The sequence below is a fragment of the Fibrobacter sp. UWB12 genome, from assembly GCF_900142485.1.
GTDB lineage: Bacteria > Fibrobacterota > Fibrobacteria > Fibrobacterales > Fibrobacteraceae > Fibrobacter.
Genome location: NZ_FRAZ01000007.1, coordinates 1 through 20699, shown reverse-complemented (window position 1 = coordinate 20699; position 20699 = coordinate 1). Strand labels below are relative to the sequence as shown.

Annotated in this window: 18 protein-coding genes; 9 read left to right on the top strand and 9 right to left on the bottom strand. The window is 46.1% G+C overall.

Going from position 1 to position 20699, the window contains the following annotated elements:
• The first annotated feature begins 33 nt into the window (after nt 1–33).
• The 3 genes from BUA34_RS11465 to BUA34_RS11455 all read left to right on the top strand — a co-directional run bounded on the left by BUA34_RS11465 (nt 34) and on the right by BUA34_RS11455 (nt 3243).
• Nucleotides 34–1020, top strand: a complete 987-nt coding sequence (locus BUA34_RS11465; RefSeq protein WP_175545456.1) for a fibrobacter succinogenes major paralogous domain-containing protein — start codon at nt 34–36, stop codon at nt 1018–1020.
• 17 nt (nt 1021–1037) lie between these two features.
• Nucleotides 1038–2105 (top strand): hypothetical protein, encoded by a 1068-nt coding sequence (locus BUA34_RS11460; protein ID WP_072829724.1) that lies wholly within the window; start codon nt 1038–1040, stop codon nt 2103–2105.
• A 202-nt stretch (nt 2106–2307) separates the two neighbouring features.
• Entirely contained in the window at nt 2308–3243 is a 936-nt protein-coding gene (locus tag BUA34_RS11455; protein ID WP_072829722.1) for an Rpn family recombination-promoting nuclease/putative transposase, read from the top strand.
• 203 nt (nt 3244–3446) lie between these two features.
• On the opposite strand, the gene BUA34_RS11450 is transcribed toward BUA34_RS11455, so the two are convergent.
• Nucleotides 3447–5804: an efflux RND transporter permease subunit gene (locus BUA34_RS11450; protein WP_072829720.1), complete on the bottom strand. Its 2358-nt coding sequence runs from the start codon at nt 5802–5804 to the stop codon at nt 3447–3449.
• Between the two features lie 258 nt (nt 5805–6062).
• On the opposite strand from BUA34_RS11450, the gene BUA34_RS11445 reads away from it, so the two are divergent.
• From BUA34_RS11445 to BUA34_RS11435, 3 genes are all read left to right on the top strand, one after another.
• Nucleotides 6063–6668, top strand: coding sequence for an MptD family putative ECF transporter S component (locus BUA34_RS11445; RefSeq protein WP_072829718.1), 606 nt, complete (start codon nt 6063–6065; stop codon nt 6666–6668).
• Nucleotides 6669–6687: 19 nt separating this feature from the next.
• On the top strand, nt 6688–7419 hold the full coding sequence (locus BUA34_RS11440) for an energy-coupling factor transporter transmembrane component T (RefSeq protein WP_072829999.1): 732 nt from the start codon (nt 6688–6690) through the stop codon (nt 7417–7419).
• Between the two features lie 73 nt (nt 7420–7492).
• A complete protein-coding gene (locus BUA34_RS11435) occupies nt 7493–9001 on the top strand; it encodes an ABC transporter ATP-binding protein (RefSeq protein WP_072829716.1) in 1509 nt (502 codons plus the stop codon).
• 84 nt (nt 9002–9085) lie between these two features.
• Here BUA34_RS11435 and BUA34_RS11430 read toward each other — a convergent pair whose 3' ends face one another.
• A complete protein-coding gene (locus tag BUA34_RS11430; protein WP_072829714.1) occupies nt 9086–10741 on the bottom strand; it encodes a glycosyl hydrolase in 1656 nt (551 codons plus the stop codon).
• Between the two features lie 172 nt (nt 10742–10913).
• Between BUA34_RS11430 and BUA34_RS11425 the strand changes: the two genes are divergently transcribed.
• Nucleotides 10914–11852 (top strand): hypothetical protein, encoded by a 939-nt coding sequence (locus BUA34_RS11425; protein WP_254794451.1) that lies wholly within the window; start codon nt 10914–10916, stop codon nt 11850–11852.
• Nucleotides 11853–11867: 15 nt separating this feature from the next.
• Here the strand turns inward: BUA34_RS11425 and BUA34_RS11420 are convergent, their stop codons facing one another.
• The 7 genes from BUA34_RS11420 to BUA34_RS11390 form a co-directional block, all read right to left on the bottom strand.
• Nucleotides 11868–12950, bottom strand: a complete 1083-nt coding sequence (locus tag BUA34_RS11420; RefSeq protein ID WP_254794450.1) for an MBL fold metallo-hydrolase — start codon at nt 12948–12950, stop codon at nt 11868–11870.
• 117 nt (nt 12951–13067) lie between these two features.
• Complete coding sequence (locus BUA34_RS11415; protein WP_139255934.1) at nt 13068–13469, bottom strand: hypothetical protein; 402 nt, start codon at nt 13467–13469, stop codon at nt 13068–13070.
• 90 nt (nt 13470–13559) lie between these two features.
• Entirely contained in the window at nt 13560–13985 is a 426-nt protein-coding gene (locus BUA34_RS11410; RefSeq protein WP_072829709.1) for a hypothetical protein, read from the bottom strand.
• Nucleotides 13986–14005: 20 nt separating this feature from the next.
• A complete protein-coding gene (locus tag BUA34_RS11405; RefSeq protein WP_072829707.1) occupies nt 14006–14671 on the bottom strand; it encodes a DUF4405 domain-containing protein in 666 nt (221 codons plus the stop codon).
• Between the two features lie 15 nt (nt 14672–14686).
• On the bottom strand, nt 14687–16120 hold the full coding sequence (locus tag BUA34_RS11400) for a flavodoxin (RefSeq protein WP_072829705.1): 1434 nt from the start codon (nt 16118–16120) through the stop codon (nt 14687–14689).
• Nucleotides 16120–17322: a carboxymuconolactone decarboxylase family protein gene (locus BUA34_RS11395; RefSeq protein WP_072829703.1), complete on the bottom strand. Its 1203-nt coding sequence runs from the start codon at nt 17320–17322 to the stop codon at nt 16120–16122. Before BUA34_RS11395 ends, BUA34_RS11400 begins: the two co-directional genes overlap by 1 nt.
• Nucleotides 17323–17516: 194 nt before the next feature.
• A complete protein-coding gene (locus tag BUA34_RS11390) occupies nt 17517–18029 on the bottom strand; it encodes a flavodoxin (protein ID WP_072829701.1) in 513 nt (170 codons plus the stop codon).
• Between the two features lie 330 nt (nt 18030–18359).
• Here BUA34_RS11390 and BUA34_RS11380 point away from each other — a divergent pair, with 330 nt between their 5' ends.
• Both BUA34_RS11380 and BUA34_RS11375 read left to right on the top strand, forming a co-directional pair.
• A complete protein-coding gene (locus BUA34_RS11380) occupies nt 18360–19298 on the top strand; it encodes an aldo/keto reductase (protein ID WP_254794449.1) in 939 nt (312 codons plus the stop codon).
• Nucleotides 19299–19406: 108 nt separating this feature from the next.
• On the top strand, nt 19407–20699 hold a 1293-nt coding region (locus BUA34_RS11375), incomplete at its 3' end, for an ATP-binding protein (protein ID WP_254794448.1).

The following is a 20699-nucleotide window of genomic DNA, read 5'->3' as shown; positions in this document are numbered from 1 at the left end:
GTGCTTGGACTTTTTTTCATAATGGAGAAAATAATGAAAATTCTATTGCTTGTCATGCTATTTGCTTTGCAATCATTTGTTCTCGCAAACCAATGCTATTTTCAAAGTCGTAGAACTTCCTATGATTCTGGAACATCTATAAAAAAGATTTCGTGTCAATGGTTGGAAAAGTCTCTTCAAAATATTGAATTTTATAATGGTAATGATAATTATGCTCCTTATTATGGGAGACGATTTGGTCAGGAAGGTAATCTTATTGAGGATGCCGATGGACTTATTTATATGACAAAATTTTATTATGCATTAGGAGAGTATCGTTATTATGGACAGATTATATATTATGGCGCGAATGTGAAAAGTTGTAAAACAACGACAAGTTCTGGTTTCTGTGACCAAGTCGAATATAACGATTTCGCAATGTATTTACGAGATTTTTTGAGTTCTTCTGTTCGGCAAAAGAAAAATGAAAAAAAGACGACTGTTGGTGCTTCAAAATCTTTTAGAGATCCTCGTGATGGTAAAACTTATAAAACAGTAAGTATTGGTTATCAAACATGGATGGCTCAAAATTTGAACTATGAAATATATGATGGCTATGGAAGTTGGTGTTATGATGATGATCCTAGCTATTGTCGAAAGTATGGTCGGCTTTATACATATAAAGCGGCGATGGTCGCTTGTCCAAATGGATGGCATTTGCCTTCTGAAGATGAATGGGAAACCTTATATTATAGTGTTGCTGGAAAGTGGAATTCTGGCGAGGCTGTTAAAAAATTAAAAACAAAAAAAGGATGGGGTAAACCTGAGGATGGAGGGAACGGAACAGATGAATTTGGCTTTTCTGCGTTTCCTGCTGGAATGCGCTATAAGGATGGATCTTTTATGGGATATGGCAGATTGACTTTTTTTAGGACCACAAACTCATCGACTGTAGCTGATTTTCCTATGGCAAGTAGTTATGGTGGGTTCAATTTTTATAGTCAAGAAAATGCTTATTCAGTACGTTGCGTAAAAGATTAAATGGATGCTTAGTGCAAATGAAAAAAGACAAAGAAGGTTGGATTGCGGACGATAATGCTGCTTTTTTATCATTAAAAACGGCTTTGCATGCCTATTTTGAAACCTATAGAGTTTCGTTTGAAGAATCTCAAAATCCAATTAAAATTTCCAAATTGGCCAAACCAGAAAAGTTTGATAGTAATCTATACAAGTCACTCTACTTTACAACAATAACTCATTTTCAGAATTTCTTTGAATTGATTTTAAAAGATTTTCTTAGAAAAATTGATGAATTACTAGCTGTGAAATGGAATGAAAAGTTTACATCATCTTTGTACAGGAAAATAAAAAGTAAAGAACTTTGTTCTGATGTCTTTTGTCAATCAATTGAGTTTTCTGAGGCGTTGAAAAGATTAAAAATTATTCAAAAAGAAAATCCGAAGGATGATGTTATCAAGAAAATAGAGTTTCTTTTGGTTAAAGAAAATGATGAAACTCTGGATTTTTTGAATGATTTAAGAAATCGTATATGGCATAGGGGCTTGTATTATCTTTTTTATCCAAAATTAGATTGTTTTATTTGCGGGAAAATTCTTCCCCTTGTTAAACAGGTAACGGACTTAGATTGGTATTCGGAAAATAAAGAGTGGATTTATAAGAATCTGAAATGTGGTGTTGATCCGATTGCTTCTTTGATTAATGAAATTGATAATCCTCCCGTAAATTACGAAAAAATAGCACTGTTGAAGGAAATGGGACGTGCTGCTTATCATAATCCAATAATTCAAATAGATGATAATTGTTCTATTTTAGAAAGGGGGGCCAAAGTAAATTGTAATTATGAAAAAATGAAGTTTGTGAATGCAAAAGTAGAGGGTGCTTGTAATGAATTATTGTTAAAAGTTTATGATTGTCCTGTTTGTGGGCAGAACACATTTTTGAAATATGAATTAGATGATACATCTTTTGATGAAAACGATTGCTATCCTCATTATATTCCTGAAAAGCTTAAATGTGAAACGTGTTCTTTTGAAATTAGGTCAAATATAGAGGATTTAAGTCTTTGTGGTATTAACTGCAAAAATTTTTGGAAAGATCATGATTGAAGAATCTTTTGCAAACGGTTGTTTGCAAAATGAACGATAATCTCTTTGACCTCTTGTTTTTATCTGTTTAGTTTTATACATTGATTTCAGCCGATTAAATGCGGCTGATTTTTATTATATCGTTATTTATATCCTTTGCTAAATGAAGTCTGAGTTTTTACTCAGGTGTTTGTGTTGATTCTCTTCTTGAGAAAGGAATTATATGAGCGAAGGAAATAATGTGACGAGGCGAAACCACGATCCATTTTTTCGTTGGCTGTTTTCTGATGTTGGACATCTTAGAAATCTGTTAGAACTTGCTAGCAAAGTAAATTTTGATGTTGGCGTATTCATATCGGCTATAAATATGGACACTCTTGTCCGTATTCCAGATTCGTATTCAGAGGTTGACGATACGGGTGAAGCGGATTTGGCGTTTCGTGTGAATGTGTCGACAGGTGCTCCGATTTTGGTAGGAATTCTGTTAGAACATAAATCGGGACGGGACCCAAATGTTCTTGATCAGATTGCTCGTTATGTGAATTCTGTGATGAAAATTTATGATAAGAATCATGTATTCCGCGGAATTCCAACGATGGCGATTATCTTTTATAATGGCCGAGAAAATTGGAATCCGCTCAAGAGCCTTGAAGATGGTTATCCAGAGTTTTTTCGTGGTTCTGTCTTGCCTTTCCATTGCGCTTTTGTGAATATGGCTGATATACCCGATAGCGATTGTTTGACTTGCGAAGACGTTGCTGCTGGAATGGGCGTTGTCGCAATGAAGTATGCGTACAATAAGGAAAAAATGTTAGATGTTTTGCCTAAATTCCGTGAAAACTTGCGAAAAATGCCACGCAACGAGGTGTCTTGTTTATTGCAGAAAATAAACATATATTTGAAGGAGTATGTTGATGAAGAACTTCTCAAGGAGCTTGACATGGCTTTTGTAAGTGTTGGACAAAAATACGGTTTTGTGAGTGCCGGTGATGTTTTTCGTCAAAGGCTTGCTGATGCTCGCAAGGAAGTGGATGAAGAACGGAAAAAAGCTGAAGAAGAAAAGCTTAAAACGGCTAGGGGACTTTATGAAGATGGGGTTCCCTTAGAGACTCTCGTTCGTAGATTCAATCTTACGGAAGAACAAATTCACGGAAAGTGATTTTTTTGTAGGGTTTATTAAGTCTATAGCTCTAAAATTCAAAAATGTTTACAAAAAGGTAGTCGAAAGACTACCTTTTTATGGAAATTTTTAAGAAAAAGTGGCGTAATGGTGGTGTTATACCACCTTTGCTGAAAGAATAATGGATTCCCTCCCTTCGGTCGAGAATGACGTCGGGGATGACATTGCGTTAGCGGACTTGCTTATTTGCGCTTCTCTTTTCCGTAGGGCTTGGTGACGTACACGAGAGCGGTGGTGAGCGTGTAGTCGGCAACGAGGGCGGCGGCAAGGCCGATGATGGAAAGTAATCCGACGTTGTGCAGTGCGCCCATGGGGCTGAAGATGAACACGAAGAACATCGCGCAGAGAATGAATGTCGTCATGCCCATCGTTTTACCGATTTCGCGGTAAGAGAGTAACAGCGCTTTTTTGTAACTGCCCGTGCGTTCGTAACCGTATTTGATGTGGTTATTCATGTGAATGGTGTCGTCAACGGCAATGCCCAAAATCATCGGCATTACAATCATCGTTATCATGTCGAGCGGCATTCCCGAATAGCCCATGACACCGCCGATTAAAAGTACGGGCGCGACGTTTGGAATCATGCCGATGAGGCCAGCCTTGATGCTTCCGAATGCGAGAATCATCATGATGGCGATAATGACAAATGAACCTCCGAACGAACGCAACAGTCCATTGACGAGCTTGCCGTTCATTTCGGCATAGTTTACGACTTCACCGACGATGGATGTTTTAGCGTCCGGGAAAATTTGCGCTGCGTACGATTTCGCGGAATCGAGGTCTTCAACGATTTTCTTGGCGTCGTACCCGGAGAGTTCTATGTGGATAAATGTTGTTTTATAGTCTTCGTCCATGCGTTCAAAGAGCGCGTCGGCATCTGAAATTTCGTAGAGGAACAGCAGTTGCGTGAGCATGTCTTGCGCATCGGGAATCTTGTAGTATTCTGTGCTGTCGCTGTTCAGCGTGCGGTTCATTTCTTTTACGAGTCGCGTGACGGATTGAACGCGGGGCTTGTCTCCTGAAATTTTTGTGAGCTGGAGCGTGCCGAGCTTTTGTTCTAGCGTTTCGATGCGCTTCATGTTGGCGGGATTTTTAAGCGCGTCGCTTTCGTTGAATTCAACCATCACGTTGAAATCGTAAAGGCTTCCGAGCTTGCCGCTGAGCATATCCATCAGTCTTGTGACGAACGGGATTTTTTCGCCCATTGTTTTTGTGTAGTCCATGTTCACGTCAATGTTCATCACGCCAGGGATTTGCGCTAACATTATGGCGGCGGAAATTGCGGCGATGATGCCGCTGTGCCTGCAAACTTTGCGACCGAAGAATTCAAAGAGGATGTCGGTTTTGGTGGCGCCGGCCGCTTTCACTACTGTCGGGTCGGGCTTTGCGTTTTTGCCGAAGCTCATAAGAATCGGAATCAAGATGATGACGTACAGATAGACCATGAAGACGATGCCTGCCGAAATACCGCCAATCCAGCGGATAGGGCGGATGCCAGCGAACAAGAACGAAATCAGCGAGGCTACGGTAGTGATAACAGTGAAGAGGATTGGCCAGCCTGTTTCTTCGACGGCGTTTATCACGGATTCACGGCGGTTGCCCGTGCGCCTAAAGTGCATGCGGAACGAATTAATGTAATGGATGGAGTAGCCGACCGAAAGTGCCATGCCCAAAAGTACGGGGAGTGCGACCATGCTTTCGTCGCCGACGATGCCGAGCCAAGCGTTTACGCCGAGCACTGAGGCGATTCCTCCGACGGTTGCTATGGCGGGGACGATGACTCCGCGCAAGGAACGTACGAATAAAATAAGGCATGCAAGCATGACGGCGAAGCCGATGATAATACGCATGGCGCATTCACGCGAGATGACTTCGTTTTCTTCCATTTCGGTGTAGCTCATGCCGGTTGGGAGCATCTCGAACTTGTCGCTTTTGAATTCGTCAGAGAGAATGACGTTGCGGGCGAAAGGTGCGATGCTGTCTTTGCCGAAATCGATGCCGCCTTCGTACGATTTCAACGAGAGAATAACCCATGTTTCTTTGGCGTCGTCAGAGACGATGTTGTTCACGAGCGATTCGCGGCTCATGATGAGCGATTTCTTGGCGGCGAGTTGTGCTGAATCTGTCGGGATGCCGCTTTCGAACGGGTCGATGACTTCAAAGCCCTCGTTGTTTGCGATAGGGATGGATAAGTTGTGCGTGAGTGAAACGACGCGGTCAGCGTAAGGGACTTCGTTTTCGAGGCGCTTGGAAAGTCGGTCAATGGCGCTTAAAACTTCAGGGGCGAAAACATCGTTAGCACGGACCATCACCATATAGCCGTCATCGCTGCCGAAAACGTCATTGAAGTGCGCTTGGTCGATTTTGACTTTGTCCCAATCGTCAAACCATTCTTCTTCGCTGCTGGTCATTTGCAGTTGCGGAAGCCCAAGGCATGCGGCGAGAGTCACAAGAATTGTTGCAAGTAAAATCAGCCAACGGAATTTAATTTGAAAACGCCCCAGACGGGCGAAAACTTTATTAACGCGAGAAACTTGCATGTTTCCTCCCCAAAATTTTGCCCGAAAATAACATAACGAGTTTTGTTTTTCTACTCCAATCGGACGCGGAAAAAACTGCAATGCTTATATATCTGTGCTAAAAGTTAAGCAAGGCTAAATTACGTCTAAATGGAGTAGATTTTTATAAAGAAATTTCTCTATTTTCGCTCAAAAAAGTATCCGCAATCGGAACAGTGTAAGGAAATGCCCGCTCTGAGGCGGGTATGACAATTTCGAAAGCGTAACAGGATCTTGAAAATGAGAACTACTGGTAAAAAATCTTCGAATACGCTGGTGCGTGACCTCGTGAACGTGGGCATTTTTGGTGCACTTTACCTTGTTCTTTCTGGACTTGGAGCGAGTATCGGTTTTATTCCTGCGTTTATTGTGGTTTCCACATGCGTAGTGAGCTTGGTGACGAGCGTCCCGCTATTCCTTTTCTTTTCGAAAGTCGAAAGACCTTTACTTTGCTGTGTGCTGCTTTGCACGCTTTTCGGCGTTGTCATGACAATCTCTGGTCATGGAATTTCTTTTGGTTTACTTTGTGTGATATATGGCGTTTTGGCGGGCCTTTGCTTAAAGCTGTTCCATAAAAATTTTGTCGGTTGCCTGCTTGCTAATGTGATGATAAGTTTTGTACCTTCTTCGATGATGATTCCGCTTTGGTCTTCGACCGAAGAATATTTGGCGTATTGCAGTTCTATTTGTGATAAGGCTTATATTGCTCATTTGGCGGAGCTTTCTAGCAGCTATTGGCCTTTGATTGGTCTTTTTGGATTTGGTGCCGCAGGTGCTGTGGTGGGTGGCTTTATTGCCCGTCGCATGATGAAAAAGCATTTTGAACGCATCGGACTTGCAAAATAGCGTCATTGCGAGGAACGAAGTGACGAAGCAATCTAGGAATCTTGCGTTTGCATTAGATCCGCGAACAAAATTGTTTTTAGCGGCGGTGGCAAATGGTATGATTTTTTCCGCTCCGCTTGTCTATAGCTTGTTGATGGTTGTTGTAGCGTCTGTTTTGCTGTTGCTTGAGGGAAAGTGGAAATTTGTTTGCGCTTTCTTTTTTGTTTATTTGACTGCTGGCTTTTTCTTTGATTTTGTGAAAAATTTGGATATTGGTACCTCGGGTACGATAATTCTTGCGTCGTTGTTTTTGATGTACCGTATTATGCCGGCCTGCGCTGTGCTTTATTATGTGATAACAACTACCAAAGTCAATGAGTTTTTGGCGTGCATGTCGCGAATGCATGTTTCGAACAAGGTGACGATTCCCTTGATTGTGATGATTCGATTTTTTCCGACGGTGTATGATGAATCCCGTGCGATTGGCAATGCCATGAGAATGCGCGGAATTCGCTTGTTCAGTTTGCGAACTTTAAAAAGTCCAGTGGCGTTTCTTGAATATCGGCTGGTTCCGCTTTTGGTTTCTGTTACGAAAATTGGTGATGAACTTTCGATTGCGGCGGTGACGCGTGGACTCTCGGCAGAAACAAAACGCACCTGCGTTGCAAAGATTGGATTCCGCTGGGTGGATTTTGTTGTAATTGCGTATTGTGTTGCTGTTGTTTTGTTTTATGTCATTCCCGGTTTAACCGGGAATCTCCCTTCCGTATAGCATTGAAAAGGAGATGCCCGCTTACTTCGGCTTTGCTCAGCACAGGCTCTGGCGGGCATGACAAGGTGGAAAAATGAACATCTCCCTAAAAAATATTTCCTTTTCTTACTCTGATTCCCTTGACGATGCGATTCTCGAGAATTTGAATTTGGAAATTCGTTCGGGCGAATGCGTTGTGCTGGCGGGTGAATCGGGATGCGGAAAGACGACGATTTCAAAGCTCATTAACGGTTTGATTCCGCATTACCATTCGGGAACGATGGATGGCGATGTGCTGCTCGGCGACAAGAATACTGCCGATATGACGCTTGCCGAAATTTCGAGAGTGGTGGGCTCCGTTTTCCAAAATCCGCGTTCGCAGTTTTTCAATATCGATACGGATTGCGAGCTTGCTTTTGGTTGCGAAAATTTGGGAATGGATCCCGAAGAAATCAAGCAGCGCGTGGAAAGTGTTGTCCAGGAATTTCATTTAGAGCATTTGCTTGGCCGTAGCATCTTTAACCTTTCGGGCGGCGAAAAACAGAAAATTGCGTGCGCATCTGTTTCTGCTACGGGCCCTGAAATTTTTGTGCTGGATGAACCTTCTGCGAATTTGGACCTCAAGACGATTGCGGATTTGAAGGAAATTGTTTCGCGATGGAAAAAGGCGGGGAAGACGGTCATTATCGTGGAGCATCGCCTTTACTATTTGCGTGATGTCGCCGACAGAATTTGTTATGTGAAGGATGGGCAAATCGCAGAAGAGTGGATGCCTGCGGAACTCGAAGCGAAAGGCCCGGAATATGCGGCAAGCCTTGGACTCCGATGCATGAATCTGGAAATGTTGAATTCAGTCTGTCATCCTGGAGCCGAAGGCGATAGGATCCATTATCTCTCGTGTTCACAATTGCGACGGGATTACCAGCCTTGCGACGTCATTGCGAGCAAAGCGAAGCAATCCATTATATTTACCAATCTCACTTTCTCTTACCATCGCAAGCATCCGATTCTGGATATTGACCGTCTTGAACTCCCATGTGGACAAATTACGGCGTTGATTGGTCATAATGGTGCAGGCAAATCGACGCTTGCTCAAGTGTTGTGCGGATTGCAAGGCTCGTGGCGTCAAAAACGAGCTGCCCGCAAGCGTGGCACGTACTTGATTATGCAAGACGTGAACCACCAGCTTTTTACCGAAAGCGTTCTGGACGAAGTCTTGCTCGGCATGAAACCGCAAGACGAGAACTTGGCGCTTGAAATTCTTGAAGGGCTCAATCTCAAGCAATATGCGGACAATCATCCGATGGCTCTTTCGGGCGGGCAAAAACAGCGTGTCGCTGTAGCGAGTGGAATTTCAAGCGGCTGCGAAATTGTTGTTTTCGACGAACCCACAAGCGGTCTTGACTATAGGCAAATGCTTGCTGTTTCTGCAACGCTTAAAAAACTTGCTGCAAGCGGAAAAACTTTGCTCGTAATTACCCATGACCCTGAATTTATTTTGAATAGTTGTCAATCCGTGATACGCATGGAACGCGGGAAAATCGTAGAACAGTATCCGCTGTTAGGGAATGAGAAACAGCTTGTCAAGGCGATGGTGAAATGAGAAACGGATGCCGAGTTTTCGACATCCGATTTAGCGTGAATGCGTAATGTTTTTTTTTATCGCACCGCCCTACACCCAATAATTTTATTTCTTGAGATACACCGTATTCACAATGTGTCCTTGAATCTTTTTACGTATAACATAGTGCCCTTGCGGAAGTCCTTGCGTGGTGATTCCCAAATAATGACCATTCATGTCAAAAATCCCAATGGTGGTTGCAGTCCCGGCCATGCGTGGCATGGTTGCGATACTAGTGGTACTTGTGTCAGGCTTGGTTATTGCTATGTACTTGTCCCAACCAGGCATGTCTTCGAGAGTAATGATACGCTCGTCATTCATGTTGCTTTTCCATACACCATCTTTTGTTTGGCCGGGCCAAGTTCCGCTCCAAGTGCTGTACCACGGCATCCACCAACTCCATACGGCTTCGTCGGTATGCATGTTGTTCACATCGGGAATGGGACCATTTTCGCTGAGTGCGATAATTTTCGTGCTTTTCGATGCGTTTTTGAATTTGTCAAAGGCGCTTGCGTTACTGGAATGGTCGTTTGCGCTATTGTAGATGTCGATGGAGAGAATATCATAGTATTCGTTACCCGGATTCCAAGAGGTGACAGTGCTTCCTTCAGGGTTATAGACCCAAATCATGTTTTTTACACCCTTGACTTTGACCATGCGGTCATAGACGAGGCGATAGAGGGCTGCAAACTGTTCTCCAGAATTAATACTCCACCAGAACCACTTTCCGCCAGCTTCATGCAAGGGGCGAAAGATTCCCGCTACACCTTCTTTCTGCAATTCAAGGAAGTAATCGGCGATGTGGTCAATGTCGGCTACGATTCCTTTGTAAGCAGCACTTTCGGTATTCCATTCAGTGGTGCCTGGCTTGAAACCTGTAGAAAAATCGAAATCGGTGTATTCGCCTCCGTTTGCTGCACTTTGGATATAGAAGGCGTCTTTTTTGTCTAGCGGATCTTTCCAGTGCCAAGTGAATGCCGGGATGCCGCCCGCTTTCCAAAGGCCTTTCGCGATGGAAATTGCCTTGTCCGTGTATTCCTTGTTCCAACTTTCGTTTGCCTTCGGGCCGCTTGCAAACAAGAAATCTAAACCGACAAGGGCCGGGTACTTTCCCGTACGAGTGAATGTGTATTTTACATCGTCGTGCGTCTTAAAATCGGCTCCCATGGTGTAACCGCTCATATCGCCGGTCATCATGCCGCTAATCGTTTTTTTGCCAAAGTTCTCGCGCAAAAAACTGTAGAGTTTGACGGCGCTTTCGGTGGCGTTCGGGGTAACCGGTGTTGCGGATATTTTGAAAGGGGAGGATTGATAAGGTTCGACATCGATATAGTCCACGCTAATCCAGCCCCAGTATTTCTCGATAGAGATTGTGTTTGTCCCGGCTTTAAGTGTAGCGACTGTCGTGACATCCGCCCATGAAGTGGTGGCGTTAAAGTCGATGGTGCCTGCGGTTGCGCCGTTTACTTTCAAGTAGTTTGCTTTGAAATCCCCGGCCTTGTAATGGATGGTTACTTGGTACTTGCCCGCACTCTCTGCGGTGACTCCATTAAAAGAAATATTTCCTTCTTGCAAGTCGGCATAACCCGTTCCCGAAACTCCGGATGCGTTGACATTTTTTGCTCCTCCGGAAAGAGTCGCTGCTTCAGCTTCGTACTTAGTTGCAAATGCCATACTCGAAAGAGCAAGAATCAAAATAAGGAAGTTTTTTCTTTTAATCATAAGGGTTCCTCCATTTTACGAAATTATATTCCCCAAGTATATTTATCAATTGTTTTTTTTCGAATGGTGTGGACAAAAATGTCCACGAAATGTATAATTTTTTTACGAGACGCCAGGAAATGAAACGATTTTTCAAATAGGGTCATTTTATATCTGGCGAGACGCTTTATGTTTGCAAAAAACAAAATCAACATCTACGACTATTCGGACTACTGCAAGTTCCTGCAAGATTGTAGAAGCCCTTGCGGGCGAAGATTCCGCATTCATGAGCTGGTCGCCGGTCGATTTTGCAGACACCTCGGTTCAAGAAATTGCATTGTTGCCTTCGGCATCGCTCATTGTACGTACCGGTGTTTCGGCCCAAGAAATCGAAGGCCTGTTAGAAAATGTTCAACTGGAATCGACCCCCTATTTTGCAAACCGCTTCGGTAGCGAGTATGTGTTTGCGCATGTGCCGGCAGGGTCCTTTACTATTGTTGCTGGAGATTCGACCGTCGCAGAAGTGGCGCTTGCACCAAATGAATCCGCAGATACGCTCGTTCCTGTTCCAGGAAAGTCTGTTGAGTATGTTTTCGAAGACTTTGACGATGGAGATAGTTTGAATAACCTCGCCAAAACTTATCCTAACTACGGATGGTATTTTAATGCTGTTGGCAAAGCGAATTTTGCAATACCTGATAGTGCTGAAAGTTTCTCATCCGTATTAAAAGAAGATAAAGATCATGGAAAGTATCTCGCTGTTAAATTCGCAATAGATACAGGCTTCGTTTTGCTCGGAACACATCTAGGACTTGATACAGGATTTTTCGACCTGAGCAATCTCACGGCGATTCGCCTTACGGTAAGAGGCGACTGTGAATTGAATATCGCTTTGGAACATTACCGTGAAGTTGGAGAAAATACCTTTAAAAAATCGTTATGGAAGGCCAAAGCGGCTGAAAACTGGAATGAAATCATCTTGCACCCCGGTAGGGAAGTTCTTGAAGAAAGCTCCTATCAAGTGGAGTGGAAAGAGATTTCTCACGAAATCGGTCTGTTTAGCATTTTTATGAGAAGCGGAACTTATCTAGAAGTTGACAAAATCGTGTTTGAAGGAATTGATTTCAAATAAGATTTTTTGTCCGTATTATTCCAAATAAACAACTTCGCCCATTTGCGGCATAAGCACGGGCTTGCCCGATTCCTGAGCGGCCCGTTTCGCATTTTCGAGCGGTTCGAAGTAAGTATGGTAAGCTAAGCAGAACTTAGAATGATGAACCGTCATGTAGCGGTTTGCATTCAGGTCCAGCATTTCTTTGCTGAGCTGTTCGGGCAAGGCATGAATTTGGTTCCAATCTTCATTGTACTGCCCGTTTTCCAAAATAGCCAGATCGATATCCGCAAATTTTTCACCAATCTTCTTAAAATGTTTACCATAGCCGCTATCTCCGCCAATCCAAACGGAACGCTTTGGCGTCTTGAATACAAACGAAGACCACAACGTTTTATTCGACCTTATCCCACGACCCGAAAAATGTCTTGCCGGAGTCGACGTCACATTAAAACCTTCACTCAGATCGGTAGAATCCCACCAATCGAGTTCCACAAGTTTCTCGACGGGGTATCCCCAGTATTCAAAATGTTCACCCACACCAAGCCCCGTCACCACACGCTTTACGCGCGGTTCGAGTTCCTTCACGGCCTGATAATCCAGATGATCCCAATGATCGTGCGAAATAACTAGGCAATCGATATCCGGCATGTCAACAGGCTTGTAAACATCGGTTCCCTTGAACATCTTGTTCACAAAGCTTGCTGGCGAACCCTGATAAAATACGGGATCCACAAGAATCTTCTTCCCAGATAAGTTCATCAAATACGAAGAGTGTCCGAACCAGACAATCCAATCCTTATCGGCAGGGAGCATTTTCAAATCCGTCTTGACGACTGTTAGCGCTGTATCGGGAACGGTTTGCGATCTTTTGCCGAACAAGAATTCAAGCGTCGTTTCAAACAAGTTCTTATCGCCTGTCATCATGACGGTCTTTTCGTCATTCACGAACTTTTGACCATCGTAATGCGGTGACTGTTTGATGCGTTCAAGACGATCGCCTTGAGGAATACGCCCAAATTTTGCCTGGTTCAGGAATAGCACGCCAGCGGCTCCTAAAATAAAAAGGGTCGAAAGTGCGATAATCATAATTTTCTTTTTCTTCGTTAATTTTTTCACGTCTAGCCTGTTACCATACCTAAAGTTAGCTCTAAGTCAAAATAAAAAAATCCATTCTCCCAAAGATTACGCTCTCTCGGATTACCCGAGAGAGCGTTGTTTTGGCTTTATGTCCGTTTATTTCACGAAAACGGCGAGAAGTTTATGCGCCTCGTCGTCTTCGACAAAACGGATTCCACCTACGTTATGGTACTCGAATCCCGAGAACTGCTGCAATTGCAGTGCCGCAAATTCGCGGTCCTGCGAATAGCAAAGATTCAGCCGGTAGTTTCCATTGTCGCTTGTTTTAGGGTGGCCAATTCTTTGAATTGTCGCCTCCAAATCACTTGAAGGAGCCCCGACAATCGCCTGGATTTTTTGCCCTTCCGTGGGGCTAAACTCCAGGCATATTCCCACAACGGGCGAATTCGTCTTAGTGTAGGTGACATTGGTTTTGAAACCGAAAAACTTCTTTTCGGTCTTGATATAGGGTTTATTGAAGAGGGCGTTAGCCATCTCCATCTTGGAAATGTTTTCCATGTTCTTTCTCTTTTTTGAAATGAATGTTATCGCGAGCCCCATCAGGGCCGCAGCCATTTACTAGTGTTTAAGGCTTGGAGAAAGAACTTGCTAACAGAGCATTCGCTCTAGCGTGTAAACGTAATATTCTTTAGGTTTTTGATAAACTAGCGGTAAAGGGAAGCCGCAATGAATGCAAATAGTTGACCGTGCGATTTTAGTCGCAAATGGTGTAGCCTGTTTGGACGTTGCCGAACTGCGCCCACCATAGCCTTGAAGGCTACCGCTTCGCGATGTCCGCAATGAAACCTGCCGGCCCGACCTGCGCGTAAGCAGTGTTGCATCAGCTGTTGATTCTCGAGACAGGTATAACGGATTATCGGCAAAATCGTGAGCAGTGAAAACTTTCTCACTTTCTGCAACCTGACCAAGTTCAGCGCCGTAATCGTAAACAAAAGAACCCTCGACAATAGCAGAAAGAATCGCGAATAACGCGACTGCAACCATCAAAAGGATGTTTTGTTTAACAGGCTTCATTGTACTAATAATGTACAAATCTACGCCTTCATAAGTTTCGCCACATAATGCACCGCGACGGCGAACAGCACGACGATGGCGATATAGTCCGCGAAAAAGAGGGCGTAGCCGCGTTCCGCATCAAAGAAGAAAAACGGCTGCTGCAGGAACAAGTATTTCCAAAGCCCGCGAATCACAAAGGCGTAAATTCCATAACCCGCCACGAGAGCGGCAACCATACGAGTTGCGACAAGTGCCGCCTTTGACTTGAATGCGCCCGCAAGTCCCAAACGGTTTGCAATCAGGCTCACATGCAGCCCGATGTGGAGCGACATGAACACGTAATACCAATGGCTAGCGAGCAGGTGTGCCGTGCGGGCAAAACTTGCACCCGATTCAATCCCGAGCCAGGCGAACACATGGCTCGAAAGCATAATGCCGCTCACCATCAAGAAAATCGCGCACAAAAGAATCCCGCAATTCACGATCGCCTGCAAAATGCGGAATGCGTTGTAGCGGCCCTTGAGCAGCGAAAGGAAAAATCGCCGGTTCAGCGTGATGTGCACCGCCCACAAAGCGAGCAGCACCACGCCCAGAATCTCGTGAACGGCAGTCGATTCAAAGAAGTAATTGCCGCCCATCAGCACGAGCGTCGCGACCGTCATCGCGATATCAAGCATCATACGGATTTTGGCGGAAATAGGCATATCAGGGAATATACATTATTTCGTCTTCACGCCGTTTTTCTCGAGCCACTTGGCCACATCTTTCGAGAGGCTCGAACCGCCGGAGTAATGCACCGAAAGGCCTTCGCCGATTTTTGCGTTGGGCGCGAGTTTCGCAATCGCGGTGATGCTCTGGCCAAAGCGCCCGCCACCATGGGAGCAGAACGGCAGAATCCGCTTGCCCGTAAAGTCGTAACTTTCGAGCAAAGTCGCAATAGGCATCGGGATACTCGCCCACCAGTTGGGGTAACCGATGATAATCGTTTCGTAATCGGCCCACTTCTTTGCGTCAGGCTTTTTCTTGAGGGCAGGGCGCGCCTGTTTGTGCTGGTCGTTCTGCGCCTGTTTCAAGACGGTGTTGTAATCGTCGGAATAGGGCTTCACGAGTTCAAGTTCCACCATGTCGAAACCGGTCTGTTTCTTGATTTCGCGGGCCACGCCACGGGTATTCCCGCTCCAGGAATAGAAAACGATCAGTGCGCGGGAAGCCCCTTTCGTGTTCGACGACGCTTGCGACTTTTCGCCCTTAAAGCCCGCCGCTTCCTGGGTCACAAATGTTCCCTTGACTCCTGCACCCGCATTCATGGCGATCCTGAGCCCAACATTGTAACTCTTGCTGGATTGCTGCATGGCCCCGCGATAGGCGCTGCGGAGGTTCTTGCCGAAATCGTTCCAGCCGCCACCGCGATGCACGCGTCTTGTGCCCGAAGGTTTGCCCGCCGGATCAACCGTCACGCTTGTCGAACCCGCAGAAACACCGTAATCGCCGTAAAAGTCAAAGCACCATTCACCCACGTTCCCGTAAATGTCATAAAGCCCAAAGGGATTAGGCTTGAATTTGCCCACGGGGAGCGTGTTCCCGCGGTAAACACCGGGACGGGTTTCCAGGACCTCGTCGTTGAAATAGTTCTGCTCGATTTGATACGGATAATGCCCGTAAAAATTCACGTCGTCGGCACCGGGTGCCTTCTTTGTGTAGAACGGCGTGGTCGTGCCGCCTCGGGCCGCGTATTCCCATTCCGCTTCGGTGGGGAGCCTGTAGCCGTTCGCCTCGCGATTCCAGCTGACCGCATCGCCTTCGATGGCGTAAACGGGAGTGCGTCCGTCGCGTTCGCTTAACTTGTTGCAAAAACGCGCCGCTTCGAGCCACGTGATGTTTTCGACAGGCAAGTCGTCACCCTTAAAACTGGAGGGATTTTCGCCCGTCACTTCGCGGTAAAGCTTTTGCGTCACCTCGTATTTGCCCAGGTAAAAATCGGAGACCTTCACCTTATGCAGCGTCTCGTCGTTGACGCGCCAATCCTCGTTTGCGGGGCTTCCCATGTTGAAAGTCCCGCCCTTGATAAGCACGAAGCCATCGGGCGCAGATGCCGCAAAAGTTCCTACCGTCATAAGGCCAAGAAATGCACAAACGAGAATTCTGGCAAACATTATTTCAACTTCCCGTAGTCTTCGTCGCTCACGGGCTCAAGCCATTCGTTGCTTCCGCCTTCACCAGGGACTTCGATTGCTAAATGCTGGAACCAGGAATCCGGAGCCGCTCCGTGCCAATGCTTGACGCCAGCCGGAATGTTCACCACATCGCCGGGCTTCAGTTCCACCGCCGGCTTGCCCCATTCCTGATAGTAGCCGCGGCCCGCCGTCGCGATGAGAATCTGGCCACCGCCCTTCTTTGCATGATGAATATGCCAGTTGTTGCGGCACGCCGGTTCAAAAGTCACGTTCCCGACACCCACCTGTTCCTTGCTGATCATGTCGAGATAGCTCTTGCCCACGAAATACTTGGCGTAGGCGTCGTTCGGCTTGCCCACCGGGAATACACTCCAGTCCTTGCTTGGCATGGATTTTGCGTCCGCCGCGACCTTCGCCTCAGCCACCGCTTCCTTGAGCAGTCGCAACGCGTTCAGCGTGCGCGGGTATCCGCAATAGGGCAAGCAGTTGTAAATCGCCTGTTCCACGTATTCGGCCGTGCGAATCTTGAGGTTCGCACCGATATGCGCCTTGAGCTGCGGCTCCGTTCCCAGGTTCACGAGAATCGCCATCGTCAAAAGTTCGCGGGTATTCAGGTCGAGCCCCTTGCGGGTGTAGTAATCGCCAAAGCAGTTGCTCGCAAGGAAGTAATTGATAGTCGGCATACCGCTCTTGCCGTTCTTCGCCATATCGCGGAAACTCTGGCCGAACAGCGTTCCCTGCGCGTCTGCACCCGCCTCCAGGCGGGACTGCGCCGTCACCGTCCCACGGTTTTCGTCCACCTTCACGTTCTTCGCCTTGAACACGCTGCGGGCAATTTCAACCGCATCCACCGTCCGCGGGAACCCGGTGTAGGGAGCGCACTGGTAAATCGCCTCGAGAATCTCTTCGGGAGTAAGCCCCTGCGCAAGCGCCGTCGCCACTTCTTCTTGCAAAAGAGCGCCCGACTGCTGCGTCACAAGCGACACCAGGCGAATCAACTCCACCTCGCGCTTTTCCACAAGCGGAGTCGCCGCCGGAACCTCGTTCTGCGTGAAGTTGTCCATTACGGCACGCAGTTCCTTGTCCTGCGATAGCGCCTTTGCCTCACCCTGCGGGCAGCAGTCACACGCGGCAAGCACCGCACCCATACCAAGCATCGTCATAATCGTCCCTAGTTTCATGGTTTATTCCTTTTTTTCTACGCCTTTAATATAAATAAATGCGCAAACCCCGCAAAATACCATTTTTTCATGCTCAGTATGCACAAAACGCATAGTGAGGCCCGCCAAGGGGATTGATTGTCCTAAAAAGAAAAGACTGCCAAGAGTTTCCTGGCAATCTTTCTAAAACATTCCGCCCATAAGGCGCAATCAGCCTACTTCACCCACTTATCGACTTCTTTCTGGGCCTTGTCGCGTTCGTTCTGGGCCACGTGTCCGTAGATGGCAAGGCCGGGGGTCACATTCGCGCCGGTCACCTTCTTGAGGCGGGCTACACCCGAAAGGCCGCTGCCTTCGTGAGTCACGAACGGGTGAATCGTCTTGCCCTTCAAATTATACTTCTCGAAGAAAGTGAACATGGGCATGGGCATTTCGCCCCACCACACCGGATAGCCGACGTAAATCTCGTCGAATTCTTCGGGGTTCACGTTCACCGGCTTGATGGCCGGGCGTGCATCTTTTGCTAGTTCCTTCTTGGCTACGTTGATGCACTCGTTGTAGTCTTTTGGGTATTCTTTTGCAGGTTCCACGTGCAAGAGCGTACCGCCCGTCTTTTTCGCAATCATCTCGGCAATGATTTCAGTATTGCCCTTGGTGATTGTTCCGACTTCATAATTTTCATCGGCACGGGAATAGTATGCGACGAGGATTTTCTTTTCTGCTGCCATAGAGACTCCTAGAAGAAGTGATAAAAGAATCAAGGTGATTTTTTTCATGAGATCCGCCTTTTTCGTAAAAAATTTCCTTGAACCGGTTGCTTATAATATAAATAAATTCAGCACGGCCGCAAAATGCGTAATTTTCATACCCACTATGCGTGTTGCGCATAGCGGAAGTAACCATCTGCTCTTGAAAAAAAAACAAATAATCTATTTTCGGGCTAAAATTCCATTTGAACTGGCGCAAATTTAGAGCTTTCCCCACCTATGCCTTCAAAGCATATCTTTTATGCGAAATAAGTATTTGGGTTTGTTGCGGGATTTGGTTATTTTTAGGGCATGAGGTGGTTCAGTTTCTTGTTCGTTTTCCTGTTCATGGCGTGTTCGAGCGATGCTGCGTCGCAGGCTATGCCGAAAGTTTCGAACAAAGGAGATTCAATCGTGCAGAATAGCAAAGGGGCGGCCCCAACGGTCAAGTTGAATTCGGGTTTCGATATGCCGGTTCTCGGGCTTGGCACTTGGACTTTGCGCGGCAAGGTGGCTGAAGACGCTGTCTATGTCGCCATCAAGAACGGGTATCGATTGATTGATACGGCAAAATATTACGACAACGAAGAAGCCGTGGGTAGGGGAATCCGCCGGGCAATTGACGAAGGGCTCGTGAAGCGCGAAGATTTGTTCGTGACGTCGAAACTGGTGCCGTGGAGCAACTCCTTGGACGAAGACATCGACGACTCACTCGAAAGGCTGGGGCTCGAATATATTGATTTGATGCTATTGCACCAGCATGGGAGCGACGCCGAAGACAAGGCGGTTTACAAGGCTATGGAACGTGCTGTGAAGGCAAAGAAGATCCGTTCCATCGGCATTTCAAACTACTACACCGAAAAGACGGCGAAGCGCTTTTTTGCCGATTTCGAAATCAAACCTGCCGTGGTGCAAAACGAGAACCATGTGTTTTACCAGAACACGGAATTCAAGGAATACGCAAAACGATACGGCGCTGTGGTGGAATCTTATTACCCGTTGGGCGGGCGCGGCCACACCGAAGACGTCTTGGGAAACAAGGTTGTCGCAAAGATAGCGAAGGCTCACAGGAAATCGGCCGCACAGGTGGTGTTGCGCTGGCATGTGCAATCGGGCTACATTGCCATTCCGGGCTCCAAAAACCCTGACCACATCGCAGAAAACATATCGATTTTCGACTTCGAGTTGACAGACGAAGAAATGAAGCAAATCGCCGCCCTCGATACGGGACACCGCTACGAGAACTGGTGAAAATCGTCAAAATTTTAGTCAAACTGGATAAAAGAGTGCATTTTTTATCCAATACAGTGTATTTATTGAATAAAAAAGCTATTTTTATGGGTAAAGGACGGTTTCCCTATGAAGATAGCCATACAAAACCAGCGCAAGGAACGGGACAGACTTCTCAGCCTGCCGTATATTCCCCGTCAAACCATATACAACTTTGACGAATTGCTGAATAGCCCGAACATCAAGCTTTTGACGGGGCCGAGGCGTGTCGGAAAATCCACCCAGGCCCTTTTGATGTTGCGGGGCAAGAACTTTGCCTACCTGAATTTTGACGATAACGAACTATTGAACAAGTGGGACGAACAGCAGGCCGAGATGTTGCTTGGCGAAATTTATCCGAATTACGAGTACTTGCTGCTGGACGAAGTGCAGAACATTGACGGCTGGGATGTCTGGGTAAATAAACTATACCGCCGTGGCGTAAATTTGGTCATAACCGGCAGTAACGCCAAAATGCTTTCTGGAGAAATGGCAACCGTACTAACTGGCCGCTACCTTGAAATCAACATGCTGCCATTTAGCCTTGCCGAGGCATCGCAGTTTGCTAGCCGCTTGGGTAATGCAGAAAAAATACAAGACGACTTCTTGAAAAACGGCGGTTATCCGGAGACTTTTACTCAAAGATCTATTACCCAAAGTTATTTACAGACCCTTTTCGATTCTATTCTATACAAGGATATTGTCAGAAGACATAAGATCAGAAACGCAACCGACCTGAACAATGTAGCCATGTTTCTTTTGTCCAATTTCACGGGAACATTTAGCTACAACGACGTGGCAGATGACCTAGGGCTCTCTAGCGTCACCACAACAAAAAAGTTCATGGATTACTTGCACGAGCCGTTTCTGTTTTATTATCTGGACAGGTATAACAACAAACTAAAGCTGATGAAAAAAGCGCCTCGCAAGGTGTATGTGGTTGATAACGGTTTTGTTGCATCGAAGGCTTTCAATTTGAGCGATAATCTCGGAAAACTGCTGGAAAACCAGGTCTTTGTGGAGTTGCTCCATCGCGGGTACGACACCGAAAAGACTTTGTTCTACTATCATTCCCGAAACGACAAGGAAACCGACTTTGTACTTCGTGAAGGCAACAAGGTCAAGGAACTTATCCAGGTTTGCTACGACATGTCCAAAGAAAAGACTATAAAGCGGGAAGTGGACAGCATCGTTGAATGTGCGGGAGAACTAGGCTGCGACAACCTGACTATTGTGACATGGAACGAGGAAAGGACTATCGAAAAAAAAAGCTACACCATCAAAGTTGTGAACCGAACCCCGAAAGTTGGACAGTTTAAAGTTAGGATAAAATTGAGTTATGAGTCCGGTATTGTACCGGGCTCATTCCTTTTAGGCGCAGTT

Bases quoted from the DNA above. Each gene is read 5' to 3' on its own strand.
- BUA34_RS11395 (WP_072829703.1), bottom strand. From the start codon at position 17,322: ATGAAACTAGGGACGATTATGACGATGCTTGGTATGGGTGCGGTGCTT.
- BUA34_RS11405 (WP_072829707.1), bottom strand. From the start codon at position 14,671: ATGCCTATTTCCGCCAAAATCCGTATGATGCTTGATATCGCGATGACG.
- BUA34_RS11415 (WP_139255934.1), bottom strand. From the start codon at position 13,469: ATGGAAAACATTTCCAAGATGGAGATGGCTAACGCCCTCTTCAATAAA.
- BUA34_RS11430 (WP_072829714.1), bottom strand. From the start codon at position 10,741: ATGATTAAAAGAAAAAACTTCCTTATTTTGATTCTTGCTCTTTCGAGT.
- BUA34_RS11380 (WP_254794449.1), top strand. From the start codon at position 18,360: ATGAGGTGGTTCAGTTTCTTGTTCGTTTTCCTGTTCATGGCGTGTTCG.
- BUA34_RS11410 (WP_072829709.1), bottom strand. From the start codon at position 13,985: ATGAAGCCTGTTAAACAAAACATCCTTTTGATGGTTGCAGTCGCGTTA.
- BUA34_RS11450 (WP_072829720.1), bottom strand. From the start codon at position 5,804: ATGCAAGTTTCTCGCGTTAATAAAGTTTTCGCCCGTCTGGGGCGTTTT.
- BUA34_RS11435 (WP_072829716.1), top strand. From the start codon at position 7,493: ATGAACATCTCCCTAAAAAATATTTCCTTTTCTTACTCTGATTCCCTT.
- BUA34_RS11390 (WP_072829701.1), bottom strand. From the start codon at position 18,029: ATGGCAGCAGAAAAGAAAATCCTCGTCGCATACTATTCCCGTGCCGAT.
- BUA34_RS11400 (WP_072829705.1), bottom strand. From the start codon at position 16,120: ATGTTTGCCAGAATTCTCGTTTGTGCATTTCTTGGCCTTATGACGGTA.
- BUA34_RS11455 (WP_072829722.1), top strand. From the start codon at position 2,308: ATGAGCGAAGGAAATAATGTGACGAGGCGAAACCACGATCCATTTTTT.
- BUA34_RS11445 (WP_072829718.1), top strand. From the start codon at position 6,063: ATGAGAACTACTGGTAAAAAATCTTCGAATACGCTGGTGCGTGACCTC.
- BUA34_RS11460 (WP_072829724.1), top strand. From the start codon at position 1,038: ATGAAAAAAGACAAAGAAGGTTGGATTGCGGACGATAATGCTGCTTTT.
- BUA34_RS11465 (WP_175545456.1), top strand. From the start codon at position 34: ATGAAAATTCTATTGCTTGTCATGCTATTTGCTTTGCAATCATTTGTT.